General features: G+C 55.8%; 18 protein-coding genes and 1 pseudogene. 1 reads left to right on the top strand and 18 read right to left on the bottom strand.

Annotated features, from left to right (window positions below):
- Positions 1-53: 53 nt before the first annotated feature.
- Entirely contained in the window at positions 54-788 is a 735-nt protein-coding gene (locus CCE92_RS13710; RefSeq protein ID WP_088008826.1) for a glucose 1-dehydrogenase, read from the bottom strand.
- A gap of 144 nt (positions 789-932) precedes the next feature.
- On the opposite strand from CCE92_RS13710, the gene CCE92_RS13705 reads away from it, so the two are divergent.
- Entirely contained in the window at positions 933-1517 is a 585-nt protein-coding gene (locus CCE92_RS13705; protein ID WP_088008824.1) for a TetR/AcrR family transcriptional regulator, read from the top strand.
- Positions 1518-1652: 135 nt separating this feature from the next.
- On the opposite strand, the gene CCE92_RS13700 is transcribed toward CCE92_RS13705, so the two are convergent.
- From CCE92_RS13700 to CCE92_RS13620, 17 genes and pseudogenes are all read right to left on the bottom strand, one after another.
- A complete protein-coding gene (locus tag CCE92_RS13700; protein WP_338152476.1) occupies positions 1653-2573 on the bottom strand; it encodes a threonine ammonia-lyase in 921 nt (306 codons plus the stop codon).
- Positions 2574-2678: 105 nt separating this feature from the next.
- Positions 2679-3269 carry a 3-isopropylmalate dehydratase small subunit gene (leuD, locus tag CCE92_RS13695; RefSeq protein WP_088008820.1) on the bottom strand — a complete coding sequence of 197 codons (591 nt, stop codon included), beginning with the start codon at positions 3267-3269 and terminating at the stop codon, positions 2679-2681.
- A 21-nt stretch (positions 3270-3290) separates the two neighbouring features.
- Entirely contained in the window at positions 3291-4709 is a 1419-nt protein-coding gene (gene leuC, locus CCE92_RS13690; RefSeq protein ID WP_088008817.1) for a 3-isopropylmalate dehydratase large subunit, read from the bottom strand.
- 17 nt (positions 4710-4726) lie between these two features.
- Positions 4727-5827 carry a 3-isopropylmalate dehydrogenase gene (leuB, locus tag CCE92_RS13685; protein WP_088008814.1) on the bottom strand — a complete coding sequence of 367 codons (1101 nt, stop codon included), beginning with the start codon at positions 5825-5827 and terminating at the stop codon, positions 4727-4729.
- 31 nt (positions 5828-5858) lie between these two features.
- Entirely contained in the window at positions 5859-7400 is a 1542-nt protein-coding gene (locus CCE92_RS13680; protein WP_088008811.1) for a 2-isopropylmalate synthase, read from the bottom strand.
- Complete coding sequence (gene ilvC / locus CCE92_RS13675) at positions 7387-8421, bottom strand: ketol-acid reductoisomerase (protein ID WP_088008808.1); 1035 nt, start codon at positions 8419-8421, stop codon at positions 7387-7389. The genes CCE92_RS13680 and ilvC overlap by 14 nt, the downstream gene beginning before the upstream one ends.
- Before the next feature lie 32 nt (positions 8422-8453).
- A complete protein-coding gene (gene ilvN / locus CCE92_RS13670) occupies positions 8454-8966 on the bottom strand; it encodes an acetolactate synthase small subunit (protein WP_088008806.1) in 513 nt (170 codons plus the stop codon).
- Positions 8963-10686 (bottom strand): annotated as a pseudogene (ilvB, locus tag CCE92_RS13665) (biosynthetic-type acetolactate synthase large subunit). Before ilvB ends, ilvN begins: the two are co-directional and overlap by 4 nt.
- Positions 10687-11048: 362 nt before the next feature.
- Entirely contained in the window at positions 11049-11948 is a 900-nt protein-coding gene (gene ilvE / locus CCE92_RS13660; protein ID WP_088008803.1) for a branched-chain-amino-acid transaminase, read from the bottom strand.
- Between the two features lie 361 nt (positions 11949-12309).
- Entirely contained in the window at positions 12310-13995 is a 1686-nt protein-coding gene (gene ilvD, locus CCE92_RS13655; RefSeq protein WP_088008800.1) for a dihydroxy-acid dehydratase, read from the bottom strand.
- A 267-nt stretch (positions 13996-14262) separates the two neighbouring features.
- A complete protein-coding gene (lexA, locus tag CCE92_RS13650; RefSeq protein ID WP_088008797.1) occupies positions 14263-16692 on the bottom strand; it encodes a transcriptional repressor LexA in 2430 nt (809 codons plus the stop codon).
- Between the two features lie 200 nt (positions 16693-16892).
- On the bottom strand, positions 16893-17588 hold the full coding sequence (locus tag CCE92_RS13645) for a response regulator transcription factor (protein WP_088008792.1): 696 nt from the start codon (positions 17586-17588) through the stop codon (positions 16893-16895).
- 141 nt (positions 17589-17729) lie between these two features.
- The gene (locus CCE92_RS13640; RefSeq protein ID WP_088008790.1) at positions 17730-17975 is read right to left on the bottom strand and encodes a hypothetical protein; all 246 of its coding nucleotides are present in this window, start codon (positions 17973-17975) and stop codon (positions 17730-17732) included.
- 51 nt (positions 17976-18026) lie between these two features.
- Complete coding sequence (locus CCE92_RS13635; RefSeq protein WP_088008787.1) at positions 18027-19055, bottom strand: F510_1955 family glycosylhydrolase; 1029 nt, start codon at positions 19053-19055, stop codon at positions 18027-18029.
- A 2-nt stretch (positions 19056-19057) separates the two neighbouring features.
- Complete coding sequence (locus CCE92_RS13630; RefSeq protein ID WP_088008784.1) at positions 19058-19258, bottom strand: hypothetical protein; 201 nt, start codon at positions 19256-19258, stop codon at positions 19058-19060.
- Complete coding sequence (locus tag CCE92_RS13625; protein ID WP_162287882.1) at positions 19255-20658, bottom strand: sensor histidine kinase; 1404 nt, start codon at positions 20656-20658, stop codon at positions 19255-19257. Before CCE92_RS13625 ends, CCE92_RS13630 begins: the two co-directional genes overlap by 4 nt.
- 136 nt (positions 20659-20794) lie before the next feature.
- On the bottom strand, positions 20795-21450 hold a 656-nt coding region (locus tag CCE92_RS13620), incomplete at its 5' end, for an urease accessory protein UreH domain-containing protein (protein ID WP_144391026.1).

Genomic DNA, 21450 nt, shown 5'->3' with positions numbered 1-21450 from the left:
ACCAGCAGGAAAAAGCCGCTATCTGAAATGATAGCGGCCAGCGTAAGCATCTATTATTGAGCTGTCAGTCCGCCGTCGATCACGAACTCGGAGCCTGTGGAATAAGCTGATTCCTCGGAAGCAAGGAAAAGGACCATGTTCGCCACCTCTTCCGGCTGAGCCACACGTTTCAGCGGAATGTGTTTAGCAAACTCTTCCACCGCCGCTTTTGTATCTTCCTGGACCACCATCGGCGTCGCAATGACGCCCGGGTGTACAGAATTGACACGGATGCCGTAATGGGCACACTCGATCGCAGCTGCTTTTGTCATTCCGCGGACAGCGAACTTCGTATCGGTATAACCGATGGCACCTGCCACCAGCCCATTCATGGAAGAAATATTTACGATGGAACCGCCTCCCGCCTTTTGCATGGAAGGAACGACTGCCTGCATACCGAGGAAAACAGAAACTTGGTTGATGTCGACAATCCGCCGGTATTCCTCTTCTGTCATCTGCAGCATCGATTTAGCCATTGTGATTCCCGCATTATTCACAAGAACACTGACCGGTCCGAATGCTTCTTCCGCCTTTGTGATGACTGCCTTCCAATCTCCGGCGTCCGTGACGTTCTGTTTCACGAACAGCGCTTCACTGCCAAGTTCGTCAGCGAGAGCTTTCCCTTTTTCTTCGTTCAGGTCAGTCAGGACCACTTGCGCTCCTTCCTCAATGAACCGTTTGGCGTGGACAGCCCCCATTCCTTGAGCAGCTCCTGTGACAACGGCCACTTTCCCTGTTAATCGCCCCATCTGCAATTCCTCCTAAAAATGTTTCTTTTATGCTACACATGTAAATTAACAGATAAGTATGGCGGTTGTCTATCTAATTCTTCCGATGTCATAATGAATTCATCGAACCTGTTCACGTTTCGGTCACCAGAAGGAGGATGGACCATGACAGCAAGTGAAGACCGCCGCATTCTTCGGACCCAGCAAAACTTAAAGAATGCGTTGCTGAATTTATTGGAAGAAAAAGACTTACAGGAACTTTCAGTCACGATGGTCGCGCAGAAGGCGGGATGCAACAGGGTGACCTTCTACTCCCACTATAAGGATTTGAATGCCTTACTCGCGGCTGTTGTCGGCGATTACTTGGAAGGGCTGAAATCCCATTTCCGCAACAGCTTCCGCGATATGAAACGCTTCTCCTCCCGGGATGTCAGGCGGCATCTGCCGATTTTCGAATACATTTATGAAAACCAGTTCATTTTTTCGCTGATCATCGAAGGTGAAGTGCTTCCAGGGTCGCAGAACCAATTTTGTGAGAGCCTCGCAGAGGTTGCCCGTTCCCGTTTGAAACTCGAAGAGGAGACAACGGCGGATATTGCCGCGATGAATTATTTCCTCACATACGGCAGTCTCGGATTTTTCTTTTATTGGATTAAGCAGGATTTCAAAGATTCCCCGGAAACGATGGCGGGTAAATTAGCGGAACTCCACGGCAGCATGTTCAAAGGGGCCATCGTCATGGAGGAGTGATTTTCCGGAGGCACTGACCCGGAAACCGTTCGCTGCCATCAAAAAGAATCGCACCCAAACCGCCGGACAGCGGATTGAGCGCGATTCTTTTTTTGTACCTATGGTCTGGAATTGCGTCTGACACAGGCACCTGGCCTATCCGACCGCCACGCCTGCTGACAGCTCCCTGCATTCAGCCAGCCGGGACACGTCCAGATTCCCGCCGCTGACGATGGCGCCGACTTTCCTGGCCGACGCCGGCAAATAACCGTGTAGCGCGGCCGCCGTCGTGGCAGCCCCCGCTCCTTCGACCAGCATCTTTTCCCGTTCCAGCATGAAGAGGATCGCCGATGAAATCTCCCGCTCCGTCACAGTCCACACGTCATCCACCAGGGATGAAATGATGTCCGTCGTCAACTTGCCCGGCGTTTTCACCATGATGCCTTCGGCAATGGCAGGACCGCCCGGGATTATTGGCGGAATGCTGCGGAAGAGCGAAGCGATGGCCGGCGCGGATTCCGTCTGGATACCGATGACACGGACCGACGGACGGAGCGCTTTAACCGCTATAGCCGTCCCGGCAAGAAGCCCTCCGCCGCCCGCCGGGACGAGCAGGGTGTCGAGGTCCGGGCACTGCTGGAGCATTTCCAGAGCGACTGTCGCCTGGCCCTCGATGATGGCCGGATCGTCAAAAGGATGGACGAACACGGCACCCGTCACCGCCTGTTCTTCTCTGGCGGCAGCATAAGCCTCGTCGAACCCGCTGCCGGTCAATTTCACCGCGGCTCCGTATTGCCGGGTCGCGGTCACTTTTGCCTGAGGCGTCGTCTCCGGCATGAACACGGTCACCGGGACACCGCGTGCCCGGCCGGCAAGCGCCACGCCCTGTGCATGGTTTCCCGCAGAAGCGGCAATGATTCCGCCCGAACAGGCGCTGTCCGGAAGCTGACTGATTTTATTGTAAGCGCCGCGCACTTTGAATGATCCGGTCTTCTGCAGATTTTCAAGCTTCAGATCAATGCTTTTGCCTGTCAGTCTGTTCAGTGTGGCCGACTGCTTGCACGGTGTGCGGTGGATGATCGGTGAAAGGCGGTTCAGCGCATGGTATAGCCCTTCTGTGTCATAGGAATTCCCAAGAAACTCATCTCCTAACTAAAGTAATATGATGTTCCGGACGGCACTTCAAGCACGTGCCGTCTTTTTTTCGTAAGCTTCGATATGCGGTTCGTATTGGAATGTCAGCGAAATCTCATCCCAGCCGTTCAGCAGCATCTGTTTCCAGTACGGATCGATTTCGAAGGAATGGACGGTTCCGTCCGCCCCCCGTACGGTCTGGTCTTCGAGGCTGATCTGAAGCTGATAAGGTTCCCGTTTCCCCTTTTCAAGAAGCTCCGACACTGCCTCTTCCGGAAGCCGGATCGGCAACAGGCCGTTCTTCACGCAATTATTATAGAAAATATCCGCGAAGCTCGGCGCGATGACCGCCTTGAATCCGTAATCCTGGATCGCCCAAGGTGCGTGTTCACGCGATGAGCCGCAGCCGAAGTTATCCTGCGCCACCAGGATATCAGAGCCGGCATACCGCGGGTCGTTCAGGACAAAATCATTGTCGGGACTGCCGTCCGGCCGGAACCGCCAATGATAAAACAAGTACTTTCCGAAACCGGTCCGCTCGATACGCTTCAGGAATTCTTTGGAAATGATCTGGTCGGTATCCACATTTTGCCGGTCGAGCGGTGTCATCACACTGTGAATTTCGTTAATCGGCTGCATGGCTGCGCCTCCTCTGCTGTTTTATGCCGATGGCACCGGCTCTTTCAAGTAATTCCGGACATCGGTCAGTCGTCCTTCGACCGCCGCTGCAGCAGCCATCACCGGGCTGACGAGGTGGGTCATGGAACCTGCCCCCTGGCGGCCTTCGAAGTTCCGGTTCGACGTCGAAGCGCATCTCTCTCCGGCCGGAACTGCATCTTCATTCATTGCCAGGCACATGCTGCAGCCCGTTTCCCGCCATTCGAAACCGGCATCCAGGAAAATTTGGTCAATCCCTTCTTCTTCCGCCGCCCGTTTGACCGATGCAGAGCCCGGTACGACAATGGCCCGGACGGCCGGATGGACGTTTCTGCCCTTCACGATTTCGCTTGCCGCGCGCAGATCCGCGAGACGGGCGTTCGTGCAGGATCCGATGAAGACGTGCTGGATTTCGATGGAATCGAGCGGAACGCCTTCCTCGAGGTTCATATACGCCAGCGCTTTCCGGACAGCTTCCCGGTCCGCCTCTTTATCGAAGTCCGTCAGCATCGGCACCGTCCCGGCAATTCCGGATCCCATGGACGGGTTCGTTCCCCACGTCACAAACGGCGAAATTTCATCCGCATGGATCGTCAAGGTTGTGTCATAGACGGCCCCCGGATCACTGGCCAGCGCCCGCCAGCGGTCGGCCGCCTCTTCGAACGCCGCCCCTTGCGGTACATGCCGGCGGCCCTTCATGTACTCGACCGTCGTTTCGTCGGGGCTGATCAATCCGGCGCGTGCGCCCGCTTCGATGGACATGTTGCAGATCGTCATCCGCTCTTCCATCGATAGCTTCCGGACGGCTTCCCCGGTATATTCCACAATATGCCCGGTCCCCACATCGATCCCGAACTTCGCGATGATGGCGAGGATGACGTCTTTAGCGGCCACACCGAATCCGAGTTCACCGTCAATCCGGATTTCCATCGTCTTCGGCCGTGACTGCCAGAGAGTCTGCGTCGAAAGCACATGCTCGACTTCACTCGTCCCGATCCCGAACGCCAGCGCACCGAACGCGCCGTGCGTGGATGTGTGGCTGTCTCCGCAGACAATCGTTTTGCCGGGCTGGGTGAGACCGAGCTCGGGTCCGATCACATGGACGATGCCCTGATCCGGATGGTCGATGCCTGCGAGCGGAACACCGAACTCTTCACAATTCTCCTGAAGCGTTTTGATCTGCTTCCGGGAAATGGGGTCCGTGATGATGTTCCGGTTCCGCGTCGGCACATTGTGATCCATGGTGGCAAAGCACAGATCCGGCCGCCTGACGCTGCGCCCGTTGAGCCGCAGCCCCTCGAACGCCTGAGGGGATGTGACTTCATGCAGCAGATGCAGGTCGATGTAAAGCAGATCCGGTTTTCCTTCTTCTTCGTATACAACGTGCTGTTCCCAGATTTTTTCGATGATCGTCTTTGGCATGGCAGCTGCTCCTTTCTTTAGCGATAAGAATACATGATGTGTTCGGAGACGAATTCCCGTTCCAGTTCTTCGATGACTTGCGCGGCGAATGCGCCTGTCGAGATGACCCGCTTGCCCGCGCCTGCGATATCGCCTGTGCAGTAGCCGTCTTCGAGTACACCCGCCACGGCTTCTTCCACAGCGGCCGCTTCGGTATGGAGGCCGAATGAGTGCTTCAGCATCATCGCCGCCGACAGGATCGCCGCCGTCGGATTCGCTTTGTTCTGTCCCGCGATATCCGGTGCAGAACCGTGGACCGGTTCGTAAATGCCGAATCCGTCGGTCCGGATGCTGGCGGATGGCAACATGCCGAGAGACCCGGTGATGACCGACGCTTCATCGCTCAAGATGTCGCCGAACATATTTTCCGTGACGATGACGTCGAACGACCGGGGATCGGTGATCAGTTTCATCGCCGCCGTATCGACGAGCATGTGCTCCACTTCCACATCCGGATAACCGGCTTTCTTTTCCTCGACCACTTCGCGCCACAGCTTGCTCGTCTCCAGGACATTCGCTTTGTCGACCGACGTGACTTTCCCGTTGCGCGTCCGGGCGATCCGGAATGCCTGATCGACGATCCGTTCGATTTCTTCCCGCGAATAAACCATCGTATCGACCGCCCCTTTCGGCGACCGCTGCTTCGGTTCACCGAAATAGACGCCGCCTGTCAGTTCGCGGACGATCACCAGATCGACGTCTTGGGCCACTTCCTCCTTCAGCGGAGAAGAGCCAAGCAGTGAAGGCACCGCTTTGACCGGCCGGATATTAGTGAACAGGCCAAACTCTTTCCGGATGCCGAGCAGGCCCTGTTCGGGCCGCAGGTGCGATGGCTGCTGATCCCATTTCGGCCCTCCGACAGCACCGAGGATGGCCGCATCGCTCGCACGGCAGGCTGCGATCGTCTCTTCCGGGAGCGGATGGCCGAACTGTTCGATCGCATCCCCTCCGATGGCTGCGTAATTGAACCGGAATGCGTGGCCATAGCGCCGCGCCACCGCCCGAAGTACTTCCACTGCCGCTTCCGTCACTTCCGGACCGATTCCGTCACCAGGCATTACTGCGATGTTTTTCACCATATTGATCTCCTCCTCGAAGTGGGGTTTATCGTTAAATTGCCGCTGCTTTCAGTCTCGCTTCCGTTTTTGCCACTTGGCGGTTCACTGCGTTCAAGTACGCTTTCGCCGTCGCTTCCAGCACATCCTGTGCCGCGTCGCGTCCGGTCACGGTCTCCCCGCCGTAACTCATGTTGATGACCGCTTCACCGAGGGCGTCGCGCCCTTTCCCGATGGAAGTGACCCGGTAATCGAGGATATGCACTTCCTCTTTGACGACCCGTTCCAGCGTATTGAAGATCGCTTCGACCGAGCCGGCACCCGTCGCCGCTTCACTGATCAATTCCCCTTCCGGTGAATAGGCGGTGACCGTCGCGGTCGGAACGTGCGCAGTACCGTACTGCACCTGCACACTGGCAAGTTCATACACCGGCACGTCCTCGTCGTGGATCTGCTGATCCGTGAGCAGCACCATCAGATCTTCTTCCACAATCACTTTTTTGCGGTCCGCAAGTTTTTTGAATTCCGCAAAGGCGTTGTTCAGTTTCTCTTCGCTCAGCTCGAAGCCCATCTTGATGGCCCGGTCTTTGAAGGCATGACGCCCGGAGTGTTTTCCGAGGACAAGTTCCGTCGCTGCGTCCCCGATCAGTTCCGGCGTGATGATTTCGTATGTCAGCGGATTCTTCAGCATGCCGTCCTGATGGATGCCGGATTCGTGGGCGAATGCGTTCTTGCCGACGACCGCTTTGTTCGGCTGGATGATGCTGCCGGTCAGCTGGCTGACGAGCTGGCTGGTCCGCTTGATTTCATGGAAATTCACCGACGTCTCGACTTCATACACCGGCTTGCGGATATGCAGCGCCACCGCTATTTCTTCCAGCGCCACGTTTCCTGCCCGCTCCCCGATGCCGTTGATCGTGCCTTCCACCTGATCGGCACCGTTTTCGATCGCCGCCAGCGTGTTGGCGGTCGCCATTCCGAGGTCATTATGGCAATGGGCCGACAGCTTCACGCGGTCGATCCCTTTCACGTTCTCTTTCAAGTAGCGGAACATTTCACCGTATTCCTGCGGTGTGGCGTATCCGACGGTATCCGGAATGTTGATGGTCGTCGCGCCCGCTTCCACCACTTCCCCGATGATCCGGGCAAGGAATTCCAGATCCGACCGGGACGCATCCTCGGCCGACCACTGGACAAGCGGGAAGAAACGGCGGGCATATTTCACAGACTCGACGGCCGCTTCCACGACCTGGTCCGGTGTCTTCATCAGTTTGTGTTCCATATGGATCGGTGAAGTCGCCAGGAAGATATGGACATGCGGCTGTTCCGCGCCGCGCAGCGCTTCCCACGCCCGGTCGATATCCCGTTTGACCGAGCGGGCCAGACCGGTTACGATCGAGTTCTTCACCGTGCCGGCGATTCGCTGCACCGCATCGAAATCCCCTGGGGAAGCGGCCGGGAAGCCGGACTCGATGACGGTGACACCGAGCCGTTCCAGCTGGCGGGCGATTTCGATCTTCTCCGCCGTGTTCAGGTTAATGCCGGCTGACTGTTCTCCGTCCCGCAATGTCGTGTCGAAAATGTCAATTTTTCGCATCCGCCGTCACCTCTTTCCGGGTTTCTTCTTTTGCCGGGTTCACAAACGGCATCATGGCACGCAATTCCCGGCCGACCTGCTCGATCTGGTGGGTTTCCTCGGCTTGTTCAATCGCCCGGAATTCCGGGCGGTTCAGCTGATTTTCAAGCAGCCAGCCTTTTGCGAACTTGCCGGTCTGGATGTCTTTCAGGATGTCTTTCATCCGGTCTTTCGTCCCTTCGTCGACCACGCGCGGGCCGGATACGAAGTCCCCCCACTGGGCGGTGTCCGAAATCGAGTAGCGCATGCCCGACAGTCCGCCTTCGTACATCAGGTCGACGATCAGTTTCAGCTCATGGAGACATTCGAAGTAGGCCAATTCCGGCTGATAGCCCGCTTCCACGAGCGTTTCGAATCCGGCTTTCACGAGAGACGTCAGCCCCCCGCACAGCACAGCCTGTTCGCCGAAGAGGTCGGTCTCGGTCTCTTCCTTGAAGGTCGTTTCCAAGACGCCGGCCCGAGCCGCGCCGATCCCTTTCGCGTAAGCGAGGGCCACATCTTCCGCCTGGCCGCTCACATCCTGATGGACTGCGAATAAAGCCGGGACACCTGCGCCGGATTCGTAAGTCCGGCGCACGAGATGGCCGGGGCCTTTCGGAGCGACAAGGAACACGTCCACATCCGGCGGCGGCACGATCTGATTAAAGTGGATATTGAACCCGTGGGCGAAAACAAGGGATTTCCCCGCCTTGAGTGCCGGCTGGATCGCTTCGTTGTACACTTCGGTCTGGCGCTCATCCGGCACCAGCACCATGATGACATCCGCCGCCTGGGCCGCTTCCGCAGCGTCCGTCACCCGAAGCCCGTCCGCCTGGGCTTTCTCGAATGATTTGCCGGGCCGGACGCCGACGACGACATCATAGCCGGAATCCTTCAAGTTGCGGGCGTGTGCGTGGCCTTGCGATCCGTAACCGATGATCGCGATCGTCTTTCCTTGAAGCACCTGTTCGTTTACGTCTTGGTTATAGTACATTTTCGCCATTGTTTATTCCTCCTCGGATGGTTGGGTTCGTTTTATAGAATGGACAGCTGGGCTGTATAAGGTTTTTGCGTTTCCCGGACGAATGCCGATACACCGCTCCGCGTCAGTTCTTTTACACCGTACGGTTTCAGCAGGTCGATGAAGGCATCGATTTTCTCCGGTTCGCCGGTCACTTGGAACGTCGTGACATTTTTGCCCATGTCGATGACGGTCGCCCGGAATGGTTCCGCGATGCTGTAGATTTCCCCGCGCGCCGCAGGAGGAGACGCCACTTTGATCAGCGCCAGCTCCCGGACGACTGTGGCTTTATCCGTGATGTCATGGACTTTCAGCACATCGATCTGTTTCTGGAGCTGTTTCAGCAGCTGTTCCAGTTTCCGTTCGTCTTCCACGTTGACGACGAATGTCATTTTCGACACGCCGGCCTGTTCGGTGAGGCCGACTGAAATGCTTTCGATATTGAATTGCCGTTTCATCAATAGACCCGTCACCCGGTTCAGGACGCCGCTCTGATTGATGACTGTCGCTGTTATGATCCGCTTCATTTTCCTGTCACCCCGATCATTTCGTTCAGCCCTTTCCCCGGCGCCACCATCGGGTAGACGTTTTCGAGCTGCAGGACCCGGCAGTCGATCAGAGCCGGTCTGTCCGACGCGAACGCTTCACGGAAAACCGTTTCCGCTTCCGCCGGCGTCTCCGCTTTGTAGGCATCGATTCCGTAGGCCTGTGCCAATTTCACAAAATCCGGCTGCACGTGGATCAGCGACTGGGAATACCGTTCTTCGTAGAATGTCTCCTGCCACTGCCGGACCATTCCGAGGCTCTGGTTGTTCATGATCACCACTTTGACCGGCAGCCGCAGTTCCTGTAAAAGCGAAAGTTCCTGCAGCGTCATCTGGAAGCCGGCGTCGCCGACGACCGCCACCACGAGTTCATCCGGTTTTGCCAGCTGGGCGCCGATCGCGGCCGGAAAGCCGAATCCCATGGTCCCGAGCCCCCCGGAAGTGACCCAGTTATGCGGACTGTTGAATGCGTAGTACTGGGCTGCCCACATCTGATGCTGGCCGACATCCGTCGTCACGATGGCATCGCCGCCCGTCAGCCGGCGGATCAGCTCGACCGCCTGCTGCGGGAGGATGTGCTCTTCACTGCTTCCGGTGTACCAGAGCGGATACTCGGTTTTATTCGCAGCCAGTCCGTCCAGCCAGCCTTCTGTATCCTGCCGGGTGAACGGCTGTCCGAGCAGCGCCGTCAAAGCTTTCCTGGCATCCGCTACGATCGGGATGTCCGTCGGGACGTTCTTGCCGATCTCCGCCGGGTCGATATCGATATGGATCACTTTGGCGTTCGGCGCGAACGATGCCAAATTGCCCGTCAGCCGGTCATCGAACCGGGCGCCGATGTTCAAGAGCACGTCGCACTGGCAGATGGCGGTGTTCGCCGTATAGGTGCCGTGCATGCCGGCCATCCCGAGGAACAGTTCATGGGTTCCCGGCATACTGCCGAGACCAAGGAGTGTGTTCGTGACCGGGATGCTGTGCCGTTCGGCGAATGCCTGCAGTTCCGCTGAAGCTTCCGCGGCCAGCACGCCGGCCCCCGCAAGGATGAGCGGCTGCTTCGCTTCCTTCAGTGCCTGCACCGCTTTTTGGATCTGCAAGTAGTTCGGTGCCGTTGTCGGCTGGTAGCCTGGCAGCCGCACTTCTTCTGCCGGAACCGCTGCCGACGGTCCCGCAGCAATGTTTTTCGGGATGTCCACCACCACGGGTCCGGCCGTCCGGTCGACGCGATGTAGAACGCCTCTTTGACGATGCGCGGCAAGTCCTCCGCATTTTTCACTTGGTAGTTATGCTTCGTGATGGGCTGGGTGATGCTGACGATGTCCGCTTCCTGGAACGCGTCTGTCCCGATGACCGTCGTGGCCACCTGCCCGGTGAACACCACGAGCGGCAGGGAGTCGAGCATGGCGTCCGCGATGCCGGTCACCAGATTCGTGGCGCCCGGCCCCGAAGTGGCAAGGACAACTCCGGTTTTTCCGGAAACACGGGCATAGCCTTCTGCCGCGTGGATCGCTCCCTGCTCGTGCCGCGCAAGCACATGGCGGATCGGGTTTTTATACAAGGCGTCGTAAATCGGAAGCACGGCGCCTCCGGGATAACCAAAAATCAGTTCGACTTCCTGCTCTTTCAGCAGCTCGATCAGGAGATCAGCCCCGCTTTTCTGTTCTGTTTGGACCGCTGTGTCCCGCGTCTGTACATTCACTTCCAATTTTTCCGCCTCCTTTTCATATTTCTGCCGGCGTCTGTGGGTCTTCCGCCGGCCAAAAGAAAAAGCCTTTTCATCCGCACAGAAAAAATCTCTTCTGCGCAGGGATGAAAAAGCTTCATGGTACCACCCTGGTTCACTGCATCGCTGCAGCCTCATGGATAAGCCAGGCTTATCCTTTTGGTAACGGAACCCGGTCGGTCCGGGTTCCGGAAATGCTTATGCGGGAAGACCCTTTCAGCATTTCACTCAGAGGTGAGAAGCGGATGGCTGTATTGCCGGCTTCCACCATTACCGGCTCTCTGTCGAATACAGGACTCCATTCGCTTGCGTCCTCATCATTGTGTTACGGCTATTCTGCTGTCCTACTGAACACCGACTTTTTCTTCGTAAACTTTCACGCCGTCTTCCTGTACGAGCTGACGGAATGAATGCAGCAAATCTCTTGTCACCGGTCCCGGTTTCCCGTCACCGATCGTCCGGCCATCCACCTTGATGACGGAAATCACCTCGGCGGCCGTGCCTGTCAGGAACACTTCATCCGCGATGTACACGTCGTGCCTTGTGAAGACATCTTCCTGGATGTCGTACCCTTTCCGGGCGGCCAGTTCAATCACGGCGTTGCGGGTGATGCCTTCAAGCGCCCCGACATACCCGGGAGGCGTCAGCAGCTTCCCCTTTTTGACGATGAAGATGTTATCTGCCGATCCTTCCGCCACATATCCCTGTTCGTTCATCATAAGGGCTTCCGGCACGCCGGCCAGGTTCGCTTCGATCTTGACGAGAATGTTATTCAAGTAATTCAGGGATTTCACTTTCGGGCTCAAGACGTCCGAGCGGTTGCGCCTCGTCGCCACCGAAACGATTTCGATGCCTGTCTCATATAATGTTTTCGGGAACAGCGCCAGCTCTTCGGCAATCACGATCACATTCGGACGGCCGCAGCTTGCGGGATCCAGCCCCAGGTTGCCGACGCCCCTTGAAACCACGAGGCGGATATATGCATCCCGCAATCCGTTCTGACGGAGGGTCTCCGTCATGATGTCCGTCATCTCCTCAACGGTGTAAGGAATGTCGAGCATAATGGACTTGGCGGAATCGTAAAGCCGCTCCAAGTGCTCTTCGAGCCGGAAGATGTTGCCGTCGTAACTTCTGATCCCTTCGAAGACTCCGTCTCCGTATAAAAACCCGTGGTCATACACAGAAACTTTCGCATCTTCTTTGTTTACGAATTCGCCGTTCATGAAAATAACCTGATTCGCCATGATGTCCACTTCTTTCCGCTGAAATTTCGGCCATAATTCCTGAGGTGCCGGTGTTGGGGTTTCTTAAATTCCTGTAATCTTATCGCCTTAAAATACCGGTGTCAACACTGTTATTTAAGTTTTTAGCTAATTTAGAATCTTTGATTTTTTTGAATCCGCTTACATCGTTGATGCACTGCGCTTTTGGTTTTTTAAAAATTTTTTCGCGTTTTTTCTGTTTTGGCGGAAGGGACCGGCGTTCGCTCCGTGAACGCTCGTTTGCCTCCGAAAATTACATGCAAAAAAAAGCAGGAAGAGGAAACGGATTCCTCTTCCTGCCTTCATCGTTGGCACGGCTGCTTTTATTGCGGAAAAAACGGCTTCAGCCGTTCAGGTAATCCGTCACGGCACCTTTCGATGAACAGGAGACGTTATGCGCATATTTTCCGAGCACGCCTTTTCTGTACAGCGGAGGAGCGGTCCATTTTTTCCGGCGCGCTTCAAGCTCTTCAGAAGACACGTCCATGAAAATCTCGCGCCGCTCCGAGTCGATCGTCACCATATCGCCTTCTTCCAGGAAAGCGATCGGACCGCCCTCCTGCGCTTCAGGCGCAATATGGCCGACGACCAGTCCGTGGGTGCCGCCCGAGAAACGGCCGTCCGTCAGCAGCGCGACGGATTCCCCCATGCCTTTTCCGACCAGGATGGCGGATATCGACAGCATCTCCGGCATGCCAGGTCCGCCTTTCGGTCCCACATAGCGGATGACCAGCACATCCCCGTCGTTGATCCGGTTATCCACGACGGCTGCCGTCGCTTCTTTTTCCGTGTTGAATACACGGGCCGGGCCGGTATGGCGCTTCACTTTGACACCTGATACTTTCGCCACCGCGCCTGACGGGGACAAATTCCCTTTCAGCACGATCAGCGGTCCATCTTTCCGCTTCGGGTTATCGAACGGCACGATCACTTGCTGCCCTTCCGCAAGGTCCGGCGCGTCCTTCAAGTTCTCCGCCACTGTTTTTCCGGTCACGGTCAGGCAGTCGCCGTGGAGGTAGCCGGCTTCCAGCAGCAATTTCATGACTGCCTGGACGCCGCCCACCCGATGCAGATCTTCCATGACGAACTTGCCGCTCGGTTTCAGATCGGCAATGTGAGGCACTTTTTTCTGCAGCCGGTTGAAGTCGTCGATCGTCAAATCGACTTGAACGGCATGGGCAATCGCCAATAAATGCAAAATCGCATTCGTCGAGCCGCCGAGCGCCATCACGACAGTGATCGCATTTTCGAACGCCTCTTTCGTCATGATGTCCTTCGGATAAATGCCTTTCTCCAGCAGGCCGACGACGGCTTTTCCGGCTTCTTCGCAATCCTGCAGCTTCAGCGCGGCTTCGGCCGGGTTCGATGAACTGCCCGGCAGGCTCATGCCCATCGCTTCGGCAGCGGAAGCCATCGTGTTGGCGGTATACATCCCGCCGCACGAACCGGCCCCCGGACAGGCGCTGCATTCGATGCTTCTCAGCTTTTCTTCCGGAATGGCCCCGCTGTTATACTGGCCGACCCCTTCGAATACAGACACAATGTCGATGTTCTGGCCGTCATGGACACCGGGGGAAATCGTCCCTCCGTAGACGAATACCGCAGGAACTTCCGAATTGGCGATCGCGATGAGGCAGCCGGGGATATTTTTATCGCAGCCGCCGATCGCCACAAGACCGTCCAAGTTTTCAGCACCGACGACCGTTTCGATCGAATCCGCAATGACGTCGCGGCTCGGAAGCGAAAACCGCATTCCTTCGGTCCCCATCGATATCCCGTCCGAGACGGTGATCGTATTGAAGATGAACGGGACGCCGCCGGCTGACTTGGCCCCTTTCTTGGAACTGACGGCCAAGTCATGGATATGGATGTTGCATGGCGTGACCTCACTCCATGTGCTGGCGATGCCGATCATCGGCTTTTCGAAATCTTCGTCTTTCAGGCCGACAGCCCGCAGCATCGCCCGGTTCGGCGCACGCATCGCGCCATCGCTGAAGACTTTACTTTTAATGCGCAGATCTTTGCCCATATGTTTCCCTCCCCATGATGTACTGCCGGAAGAAACGACGCTGCTCCCCCAATGGCAATGTATTGATTCTAGATGAATTTTTCTGTGTATTCAATACGTTTCGAATAATGGATCCGTAAAAGGATGATTCCGGACCGTCCGCATGAGGTGCTGAGCCGCCTCAAAAAAAGCGCACCCCGCCGCCCGTGCCGGTGTCCGGATACGCTTTTTTAGGTCCCTGTGTACGGAACTATTCTGAATCATGCGCAGCACAGGGACAGTAAAAAATCATTTTTTCAGCACCCCGATGACGCGGCCGTTGATCCGCACGTCCTCCCCGCGCATCAAAATCGGTTCATAGGCCGGATTTTCCGACACGAGTAAAATTTCACTGCCCATCGGCATGTATTTTTTCATCGTCGCTTCCTGATCGATCACGGCGATGACGATATCCCCGTTCGACGCGGCGCTCTGCCGGTGGACGATGACGGTGTCGCCCTTATCGATCCCTGCGCCGGCCATGCTGTCACCTGTCACGGTGAGACAGAACGTCTCACGCGGCGATACCACCCAGTCCCTCGGGAGGGTAACAGTAGCTTCGTAGGACTCGGCAGCCAGCGCCGGTTTGCCCGCCGCCACGTCCCCCATCAGCGGAACCTCCGCGGTTTCATGGATCTGCAGCAGCACTTCTTGTCCTGCTTCCCGGATTTCGATCTGCCCGGCATCGTCCCCGTCCGTCATGTAATCATAGCTTTTCCCGTTTTTGAAATTCGTGTACAGCCGCCTGTTTTTCATTTCTGGCAGGAACTGCGGCCGGCATTTCGGCAGGTCCTGCACTTCTTCGCCGTTCCGGTCCAGGATTTTGACTTCAAGTCCATCGGTGGCGATGCCGTAAAATGCCCGGCTGTCCGCTTCCATGTAGGATTTTAGCTGGACGGCGGCTTCCCCGATTCCGCTGCCGAACTTCTTCACTTCCGCGAGGATGTACGGCCGCGCTTCTCCATCGGCATACACCATGACGGCGATGTCGCAATACCCTTTTTTCGAGAACTGCTGGACCTGGAATTCGAGTTCCATGAGCTCATACGGATAGCCGTACGTCCGGTGCAGCTCGCGGATCAGCCACTGGCGCGTAAGCTCTTCTTTGGAATGAAGATCGACGAGCTGGCCGGTCAGCTGATACTCTTCCAAAGTGATGGATTCGAACGGTTTCAGCGAAGCGTCCTTCTTCATCCGGAACTGCCTGAAATCGAACTCGCGGATGAATTTGGACGGCTGTTTGACGGATGACATATACAGCAGTTCATTCGCGCGGGTCATGCCGACGTACAGCAGTTTGCGCTCATCCGATTCAACCGTTTTCTGATCGTCCGCATCTGCGTGAAGATCTTGCGGGATCAGTCCTTTATTCAGATCGATCAGGAAAATGACTTTGAATTCGAGCCCTTTGATGGAGTGCATCGTCACCAGTTTCACTTGATTGGATTCAAAGTCCGGTTCGTCGCGCTGCAGGATCTCGCTCGGGATGCCGGCGGCGTTGAGTCCGGCCGCCGTGCTCTCGAGGCTGCGGTTGCCGCGGGCGACCACGCATATGTCGGACAGCGCATAATCGTTTCTCAGCAGTGCGATTTCATCGATGAGGAACCGCAGCTGCTGCTGGGGTGCCGGGAAAAACCGGTAGATCGGCGGGTGCCCGTGCCGGTCGATCAGTGCCGGTTTGACGAAATCCACGTTCGACCGGATGCTTTCGTCCGCTTCGATCAAGTGGAAGGCGGCAGTCGAAATCTCGGTCGTCGTCCGGTAATTTTTGCTGAGCGCCCGCGATTTCCCGCTCATGTCGAACCCGATTGTCGTGTACGGCCGGCCTTTGCCGAGCCATGACTGCCCGTAGATGCTCTGCGTGTTATCCGCGACGAACATCAGCGATGAATGCGCTTTCTCCATATACAATTCCTTCAGGAATTCCAGCTGCACACGGGTCAGATCCTGGCTCTCGTCGATGATGATATGCGTGTAGCGTTTACCCCGGCCCTGACGCGCTTCTTCCAGCGCCAGCATGTTCATCCGCTTGAAAGTGACCATGCCTTCCTTCGCAAGCAGTTCGCTGTATTGGCGCGATACTTCAAAAATGGCCGCCCGCACGTCCGAATTCTTCATGAGTTTCTGAGGGGTATTCCCGCCGCCTGCCGCCCGGCCGATCCGGTCCGCCGACTGGTAAGCTTCCACGTCCGTTATGGCGCACGCCTCGATCCACTCCGCTTCCTCTGCCAGGAAGAAGCTGTTTTTCGGCGACAGCAGCTTCACATCCGGAAAGGACTTTTTCACGTGGTGGATCGCCAGGATCATCTTCTTATGCTGCAGCTCCTTCGGGGCGATTTCGAGTTTCTTCCCCGTCCGGGCCACATAGCTCTTGAATGCGCTGTACATGAGGCTGTCGATCGTCGCGATTTTCACTTCAGCATCCGACGCGAACAGCCCCGCCGCGGATTCCTCCGTATCCGCCAGCCGGGCGTATTGATGCTTTATGTAGCGGAGCAAGGTTTTATTGTAAGTGACCAATAGAATCCGGTCATCTTCTTCATGGCAATAATGATCCTTCAGAAAATTAATCCGCCTAATGGCCACCGTCGTCTTCCCCGACCCCGCCACGCCCTTTACAAGCATCGGACCAGCCGGCTCCAGTTCCACGATCCGGCGCTGCTCCACGTTCAGCTTCATAAACGGCACCTCCCCATTTTTTTACAGCTCTTGTCTTTATTTTAGGAATAGACTGACAAAATAGCAAGGCAGTATATTCTGAACCGGGAATGCCCAACATAAAAAAGCTCTTCCTGGAACCTTTTGATTCCTGGAAGAACTTTGGTCTTCAAATAAGCGCGTCAACTACAGCCTGCCGGTATTGAATTGTAATGCCGCGGTTACGATTCAGGTTTCTGGAACCTGTACCCCTTCCCCCAAACGGTCCGGATGGGGTTGAAGGAAAGGCCGCCCTTTCTGAATTTTTCCCGGATATTTTTAATATGGGTGTCTGTGGTCCTGATGTCCGGCTCCTGGTGAGTCTCCCAAATACGGGCCATCAGCATGTCTCTTGTGAAAATGACTTTGTCGTTGACAGCCAGAAGTTCAACTAGCTCGAACTCCTTAGGCGTGAGTTCAACTATGGTATTCCCCGCATAAATGAGCCGTGCCGTTCTGTCGATTTTCAAATCGGCGGCTTCCAGTACATCTGTTTCAATCTGCCCGCCTGCCCGGGCGCGTCGGACGAGCGCCTTCACCCTCGCAACGAGCTCTTCCGGTTCAAACGGTTTTACCAGATAATCATCTGCCCCCGCCGTGAATCCTTCCACTTTGTCTTTTGTGTCGCCGCGGGCTGTGAGCATGAGAATCGGCACTTGCTTCTCTTCCCGGATTTTTTCGCATACTTCCCATCCGCTTATCCCCGGCATCATGAGATCCAGAATCACAAGGCTGAAACTCTTTTTCTTCAAAAGTGCAAGGGCCTCTTCACCATCTTCCGCTTCCTCTGCATCAAATGACGGATATAAAAGCACTTTCAATAAATTCCGCATCTGCCACTCGTCGTCCACGATCAATACCCGGTCTCTCGTACCCATCTGCTCATCACTCCCGCTGCCGGCGGCTGTTTAAGGATCCGCTGGCCGTTCATCAGCCTTGTGCTTTCATTCCTGATATCCGAGCATAGAAGAACAAGGGGCAGGCATTGCGAAAATTGCGCAAAGACCCATTGTAACGGATCACTCCGTCCGCCCTTCTTCAGAAGACGACATGAAATCTGTGCATGCCTCCACCATCTCCTGCCCGACGGACGAGTCCATCGCACCCATCATTTCCGCATGGTCTTCAGTTCCCATCCGGCCCATCATTCCGTCCCCGCCACCGGTCATCATGCCGTTCCCACCGCCTGCGAACCCGGAGGTCGCGGCTATGGGCAGTGCAAGGAACGCCAGTAATAAGGCAGCAGGCATTTTTTTCGCTCTCATCCTCTTCCCTCCGTTCTTCCGCTGAAAGTTCCACAGCCAAAATCGCAGCGTTTATGGCTGCACCAAATCGATGCCGGTGCCGTTGTCTGCAATCTGCTCCCAGCTCTCGCCGCCGTCTTCCGACAGATAGATATCCCGCTCGAATGTGGAGAAGAAGATCTGCTCTTCGTTTTCCGGATTCACTGCGATATAGCTGATCGCGTTCTGGCCGGAAAGTTCAGGAATCGGGAGCGCAGTCCCTTCCGAAAAGTCATCACTGAAGACAGTCAGCGTGAACGGATCCGCCACGCCGCCTGCCAGCAGTGTGCCATCCGGTGCAAACTCGACCGCCGTGGATGGGATGTCCGTGACTTCCGTGAACGTTTCGCCGAAGTCTTCAGAAACGAACACCCCCTGTTCCCCGGCTGCCGCCACCGTCCCTTCTTCCGTCGGATGGACCGCAATGGCCATCAGCTGACCGGATATGCCTTCCGCGGCGCTGTGTGTCCACGTTGCCGCATCATCCGTCGAATAATAAAGGCCGGCTTCATCCATGACGGAGTTCGGCTGCGGATTTATGACGTAAATGGCGTGTGAATTGTACCCGACGTCCATTGCGTGGAAATCGATTTCGCCATACAGGCTCAAATTCTCCAGCGTTTCGCCCATATCGGTCGAACGGGAAACGCCGAACGGGTTCTTCAGATCAGATCCCGGCGCTGGATGCCCGCTCGTGTAGAAGCCGTCGTCGACCATCGAAAAGCCCATGAAGTCATGCGGGGCAACCTCTGCTGCGCGCCATACGCTATCTTCGAACACTTTCAGCCCATCGTGCGCCGGCACGTAAAGGGCAGCGCCGTCGCCCGTGATGCCCAGACCGTGGACATGGGTCAATTCGATTTCACTTTCCGTCGGCACCGCTTCAGCAGCTTCTTCCGTTTCAGCTGTTTCTTCTTCCGCTCCGTCTTCTTCAGCCGGAACCGCCTCCGCGTCTGTTTCCTCGACCGCTTCTTCCACTTCCATTGCCGGTTCTTCTTCCGCTGAACAAGCAGCTAAAGCCGCCGCGGAAATCAAAATGGCGGGTATCATTATTTTTTTCATAGTCATTGCCTCCTGCTTTGTTTAATATGCCAGTATAAGGTGCCTGCTGCCGCGATCGGAAGTCCCATCCACAGACAGACCTGCATGAACGTTGCCATCACAGCGGTGAACTGCGGTTCGATGAACCAGCCGGCAGACATGGTTAAACAGAGGACACCGGCAGCGATCAGGAAAACGGCCGCTGCAGTTTCAGCTTTCTTCACACGGATTCCTCCTTCATGGCGGAAAAGGAAAGGATGAATGCCGTCCCCTTTCCTGTCGTGCTCGTCACCGATACTGTGCCGCCCTGCAATTCAGTCAGCCGTTTGACAATGGCGAGTCCAAGCCCTGTTCCGCCATGTTCCCGGGAACGTGATTTTTCGACCCGGTAGAAACGGTCGAAAACGTAGGGCAAGTCTGCTGGAGGGATGCCAGGCCCAGTATCTTCAACAACTGTTTCCACAACATCGCCTGAATTCCGGACAGTCACTTTCACCGTTCCGTCCCCGGTATATTTTACTGCGTTTTCCAGCAGATTCGTCAAAATCTGCTCGATTCGCATGCCATCCCCATGAATGAGCGGTACTGAATCCGGCCTGCGGAATTCCAGTTGGATCCCTTTGTCTTTTGCTGTAATTTCCATCTTTTCCAATACATTTTCTGTGATTTCACAAAGGTCCACCGCTTCCATAGTGAGAACGATTTTCCCTTCTTCCATTTTCGCCAAATCGAACAGTTCCGAAATCAGCCGGGACAGCCGGCTCGCTTCTTGGGCGATAATCCGCTCGAATTGCCGCCGCTCCTCATCAGTCTGGTAAAGATTCTTTTCCAGCGCAGCAGCGTACCCTTTCAAATACGTGACGGGTGTCTGGAGCTCATGAGATATATCAGCAAAAAACTGCCGGCGATTCACTTGGATCCGCTGGAGCTCGACCGCCAAATCATTGATAGCGTCAGAAAGTGAACCGATCTCGTCATCCGCACCTTCTGCCACGCGTGCTTCCAAATTCCCTTTAGCTATGGTCCGTGTAACCTTCTCCATGCTGAGAAGAGGCATAGAGAGTTTGCGTGTCAAAATGAAAATGAAACCGATGGCCAGCAGGACCGCTCCTGTGCCGGCCAGCAGAACAGACTGCTTTACTGCAGCAAGCGACCGGTTCAGCTCCGTTACGGAGTCCAGAACGAAAACTCCCCCCGAAAGTCCGCTGCCATCATATATCGGCTTGCCGGCACTCAAATAGGCGGCGCCTCCAGGGACGAATACGGTCTCTTTGTGCTGCACTGCACTTTCTGCCAGAGCCGACAGCAGTTCTTTTGACATGCGTTCCCCTTCGCTGATGCCCGGGATCCCTGAATCGGCGACGACTATCCGGCTGCTGTCCACCACAAGCAGTTCTTTCCCTGTAAGGGACGCCAGCCGCTCATACAGATCGAGCTGTCCGTCTTCCACTGATGAAATCGCGTCGGCGTACTGGTCTGTCAGTGTCATCAATTCATTCGCGGTTTCATTGAAGTAGAAATTCGTGAATAACTGATTCAGCACAAAGCCAAGCGGCAGCAAGACGGCCAGCACAAGAAGCAAAATGCTGACACCCAATTTTGCGACAATGCTTTTCCCGATCATCCGCCGGAGGCCCGCCGAACCTTGCTCCGGACCATTCCATTGAATTTCCCGGCCCGGCAATTTCCTCTGATTTCTTTTCCTTTCACACGTTTCCACTCCCGTTTTAACAATCATCCATCAGTCTGACTGGCAGCCATCAAATTGTCCAGTATGTGAGCGCATCAAACAGACCAAGAAGGATAAGCAGGATACCGGCAATCCGCTGCATATAGAAACCGAATTTTCGGCCTTTCTTCAGGACCGCCCCGCCCGCACCGTAATACCAGATCAAAAAAATCGCCAGCAGGAGCGGCAGGGACGTGCCGAGCGCGAAGAGCCCAGGGAGAACCAGGCCGTACGGAACCGTCACGGCGACCGGCATCAGCGTGAAAAAGAACAGAATGAACATCGTCGGACAAAAACCGAGCGAAAATCCGGCACCCATTAAAAACGAACCGGCCCGCCCGTCGGCAAAACGGTTTCCGGCCATCGCTGCAAGTCTGCCGGGAAGCCGAAACTTGATCAGGCCCAATAAAAACAGACCCACCAGCATAAACAGCGGTCCTGTCATCTTTCGGATCCAAGGAAAGTACGCGGTCAATTCATTCTCGAACCCGCTTCCCAACACCCAAAAGAAAACGCCGAGAAGTGTGAAAACCATAATTTTACCGGCATTGAAAAACAAGACATCTTTCCATGCCAGACCGTTCTGAAAGGATTTATTCCCATAGAACGTCACCGCTCCGATATTCCCGGTCAGCTGGCATGGAGCCAGCGCCCCGACAATTCCTAAGAGAAGAGCGAACATGACAG

Source organism: Indiicoccus explosivorum, assembly GCF_002167005.1.
Taxonomy (GTDB): domain Bacteria; phylum Bacillota; class Bacilli; order Bacillales_A; family Planococcaceae; genus Indiicoccus; species Indiicoccus explosivorum.
This window is presented reverse-complemented; position numbering and strand designations above follow the sequence as displayed.

Coding starts and splice junctions, on each gene's coding strand:
- CCE92_RS13710 (WP_088008826.1), bottom strand. CDS start 788: ATGGGGCGATTAACAGGGAAAGTGGCCGTTGTCACAGGAGCTGCTCAA.
- CCE92_RS13705 (WP_088008824.1), top strand. CDS start 933: ATGACAGCAAGTGAAGACCGCCGCATTCTTCGGACCCAGCAAAACTTA.
- leuD (WP_088008820.1), bottom strand. CDS start 3,269: ATGCAGCCGATTAACGAAATTCACAGTGTGATGACACCGCTCGACCGG.
- leuC (WP_088008817.1), bottom strand. CDS start 4,709: ATGCCAAAGACGATCATCGAAAAAATCTGGGAACAGCACGTTGTATAC.
- leuB (WP_088008814.1), bottom strand. CDS start 5,827: ATGGTGAAAAACATCGCAGTAATGCCTGGTGACGGAATCGGTCCGGAA.
- CCE92_RS13680 (WP_088008811.1), bottom strand. CDS start 7,400: ATGCGAAAAATTGACATTTTCGACACGACATTGCGGGACGGAGAACAG.
- ilvC (WP_088008808.1), bottom strand. CDS start 8,421: ATGGCGAAAATGTACTATAACCAAGACGTAAACGAACAGGTGCTTCAA.
- ilvN (WP_088008806.1), bottom strand. CDS start 8,966: ATGAAGCGGATCATAACAGCGACAGTCATCAATCAGAGCGGCGTCCTG.
- ilvE (WP_088008803.1), bottom strand. CDS start 11,948: ATGGCGAATCAGGTTATTTTCATGAACGGCGAATTCGTAAACAAAGAA.
- ilvD (WP_088008800.1), bottom strand. CDS start 13,995: ATGGGCAAAGATCTGCGCATTAAAAGTAAAGTCTTCAGCGATGGCGCG.
- lexA (WP_088008797.1), bottom strand. CDS start 16,692: ATGAAGCTGAACGTGGAGCAGCGCCGGATCGTGGAACTGGAGCCGGCT.
- CCE92_RS13645 (WP_088008792.1), bottom strand. CDS start 17,588: ATGGGTACGAGAGACCGGGTATTGATCGTGGACGACGAGTGGCAGATG.
- CCE92_RS13640 (WP_088008790.1), bottom strand. CDS start 17,975: ATGAGAGCGAAAAAAATGCCTGCTGCCTTATTACTGGCGTTCCTTGCA.
- CCE92_RS13635 (WP_088008787.1), bottom strand. CDS start 19,055: ATGAAAAAAATAATGATACCCGCCATTTTGATTTCCGCGGCGGCTTTA.
- CCE92_RS13625 (WP_162287882.1), bottom strand. CDS start 20,658: ATGATCGGGAAAAGCATTGTCGCAAAATTGGGTGTCAGCATTTTGCTT.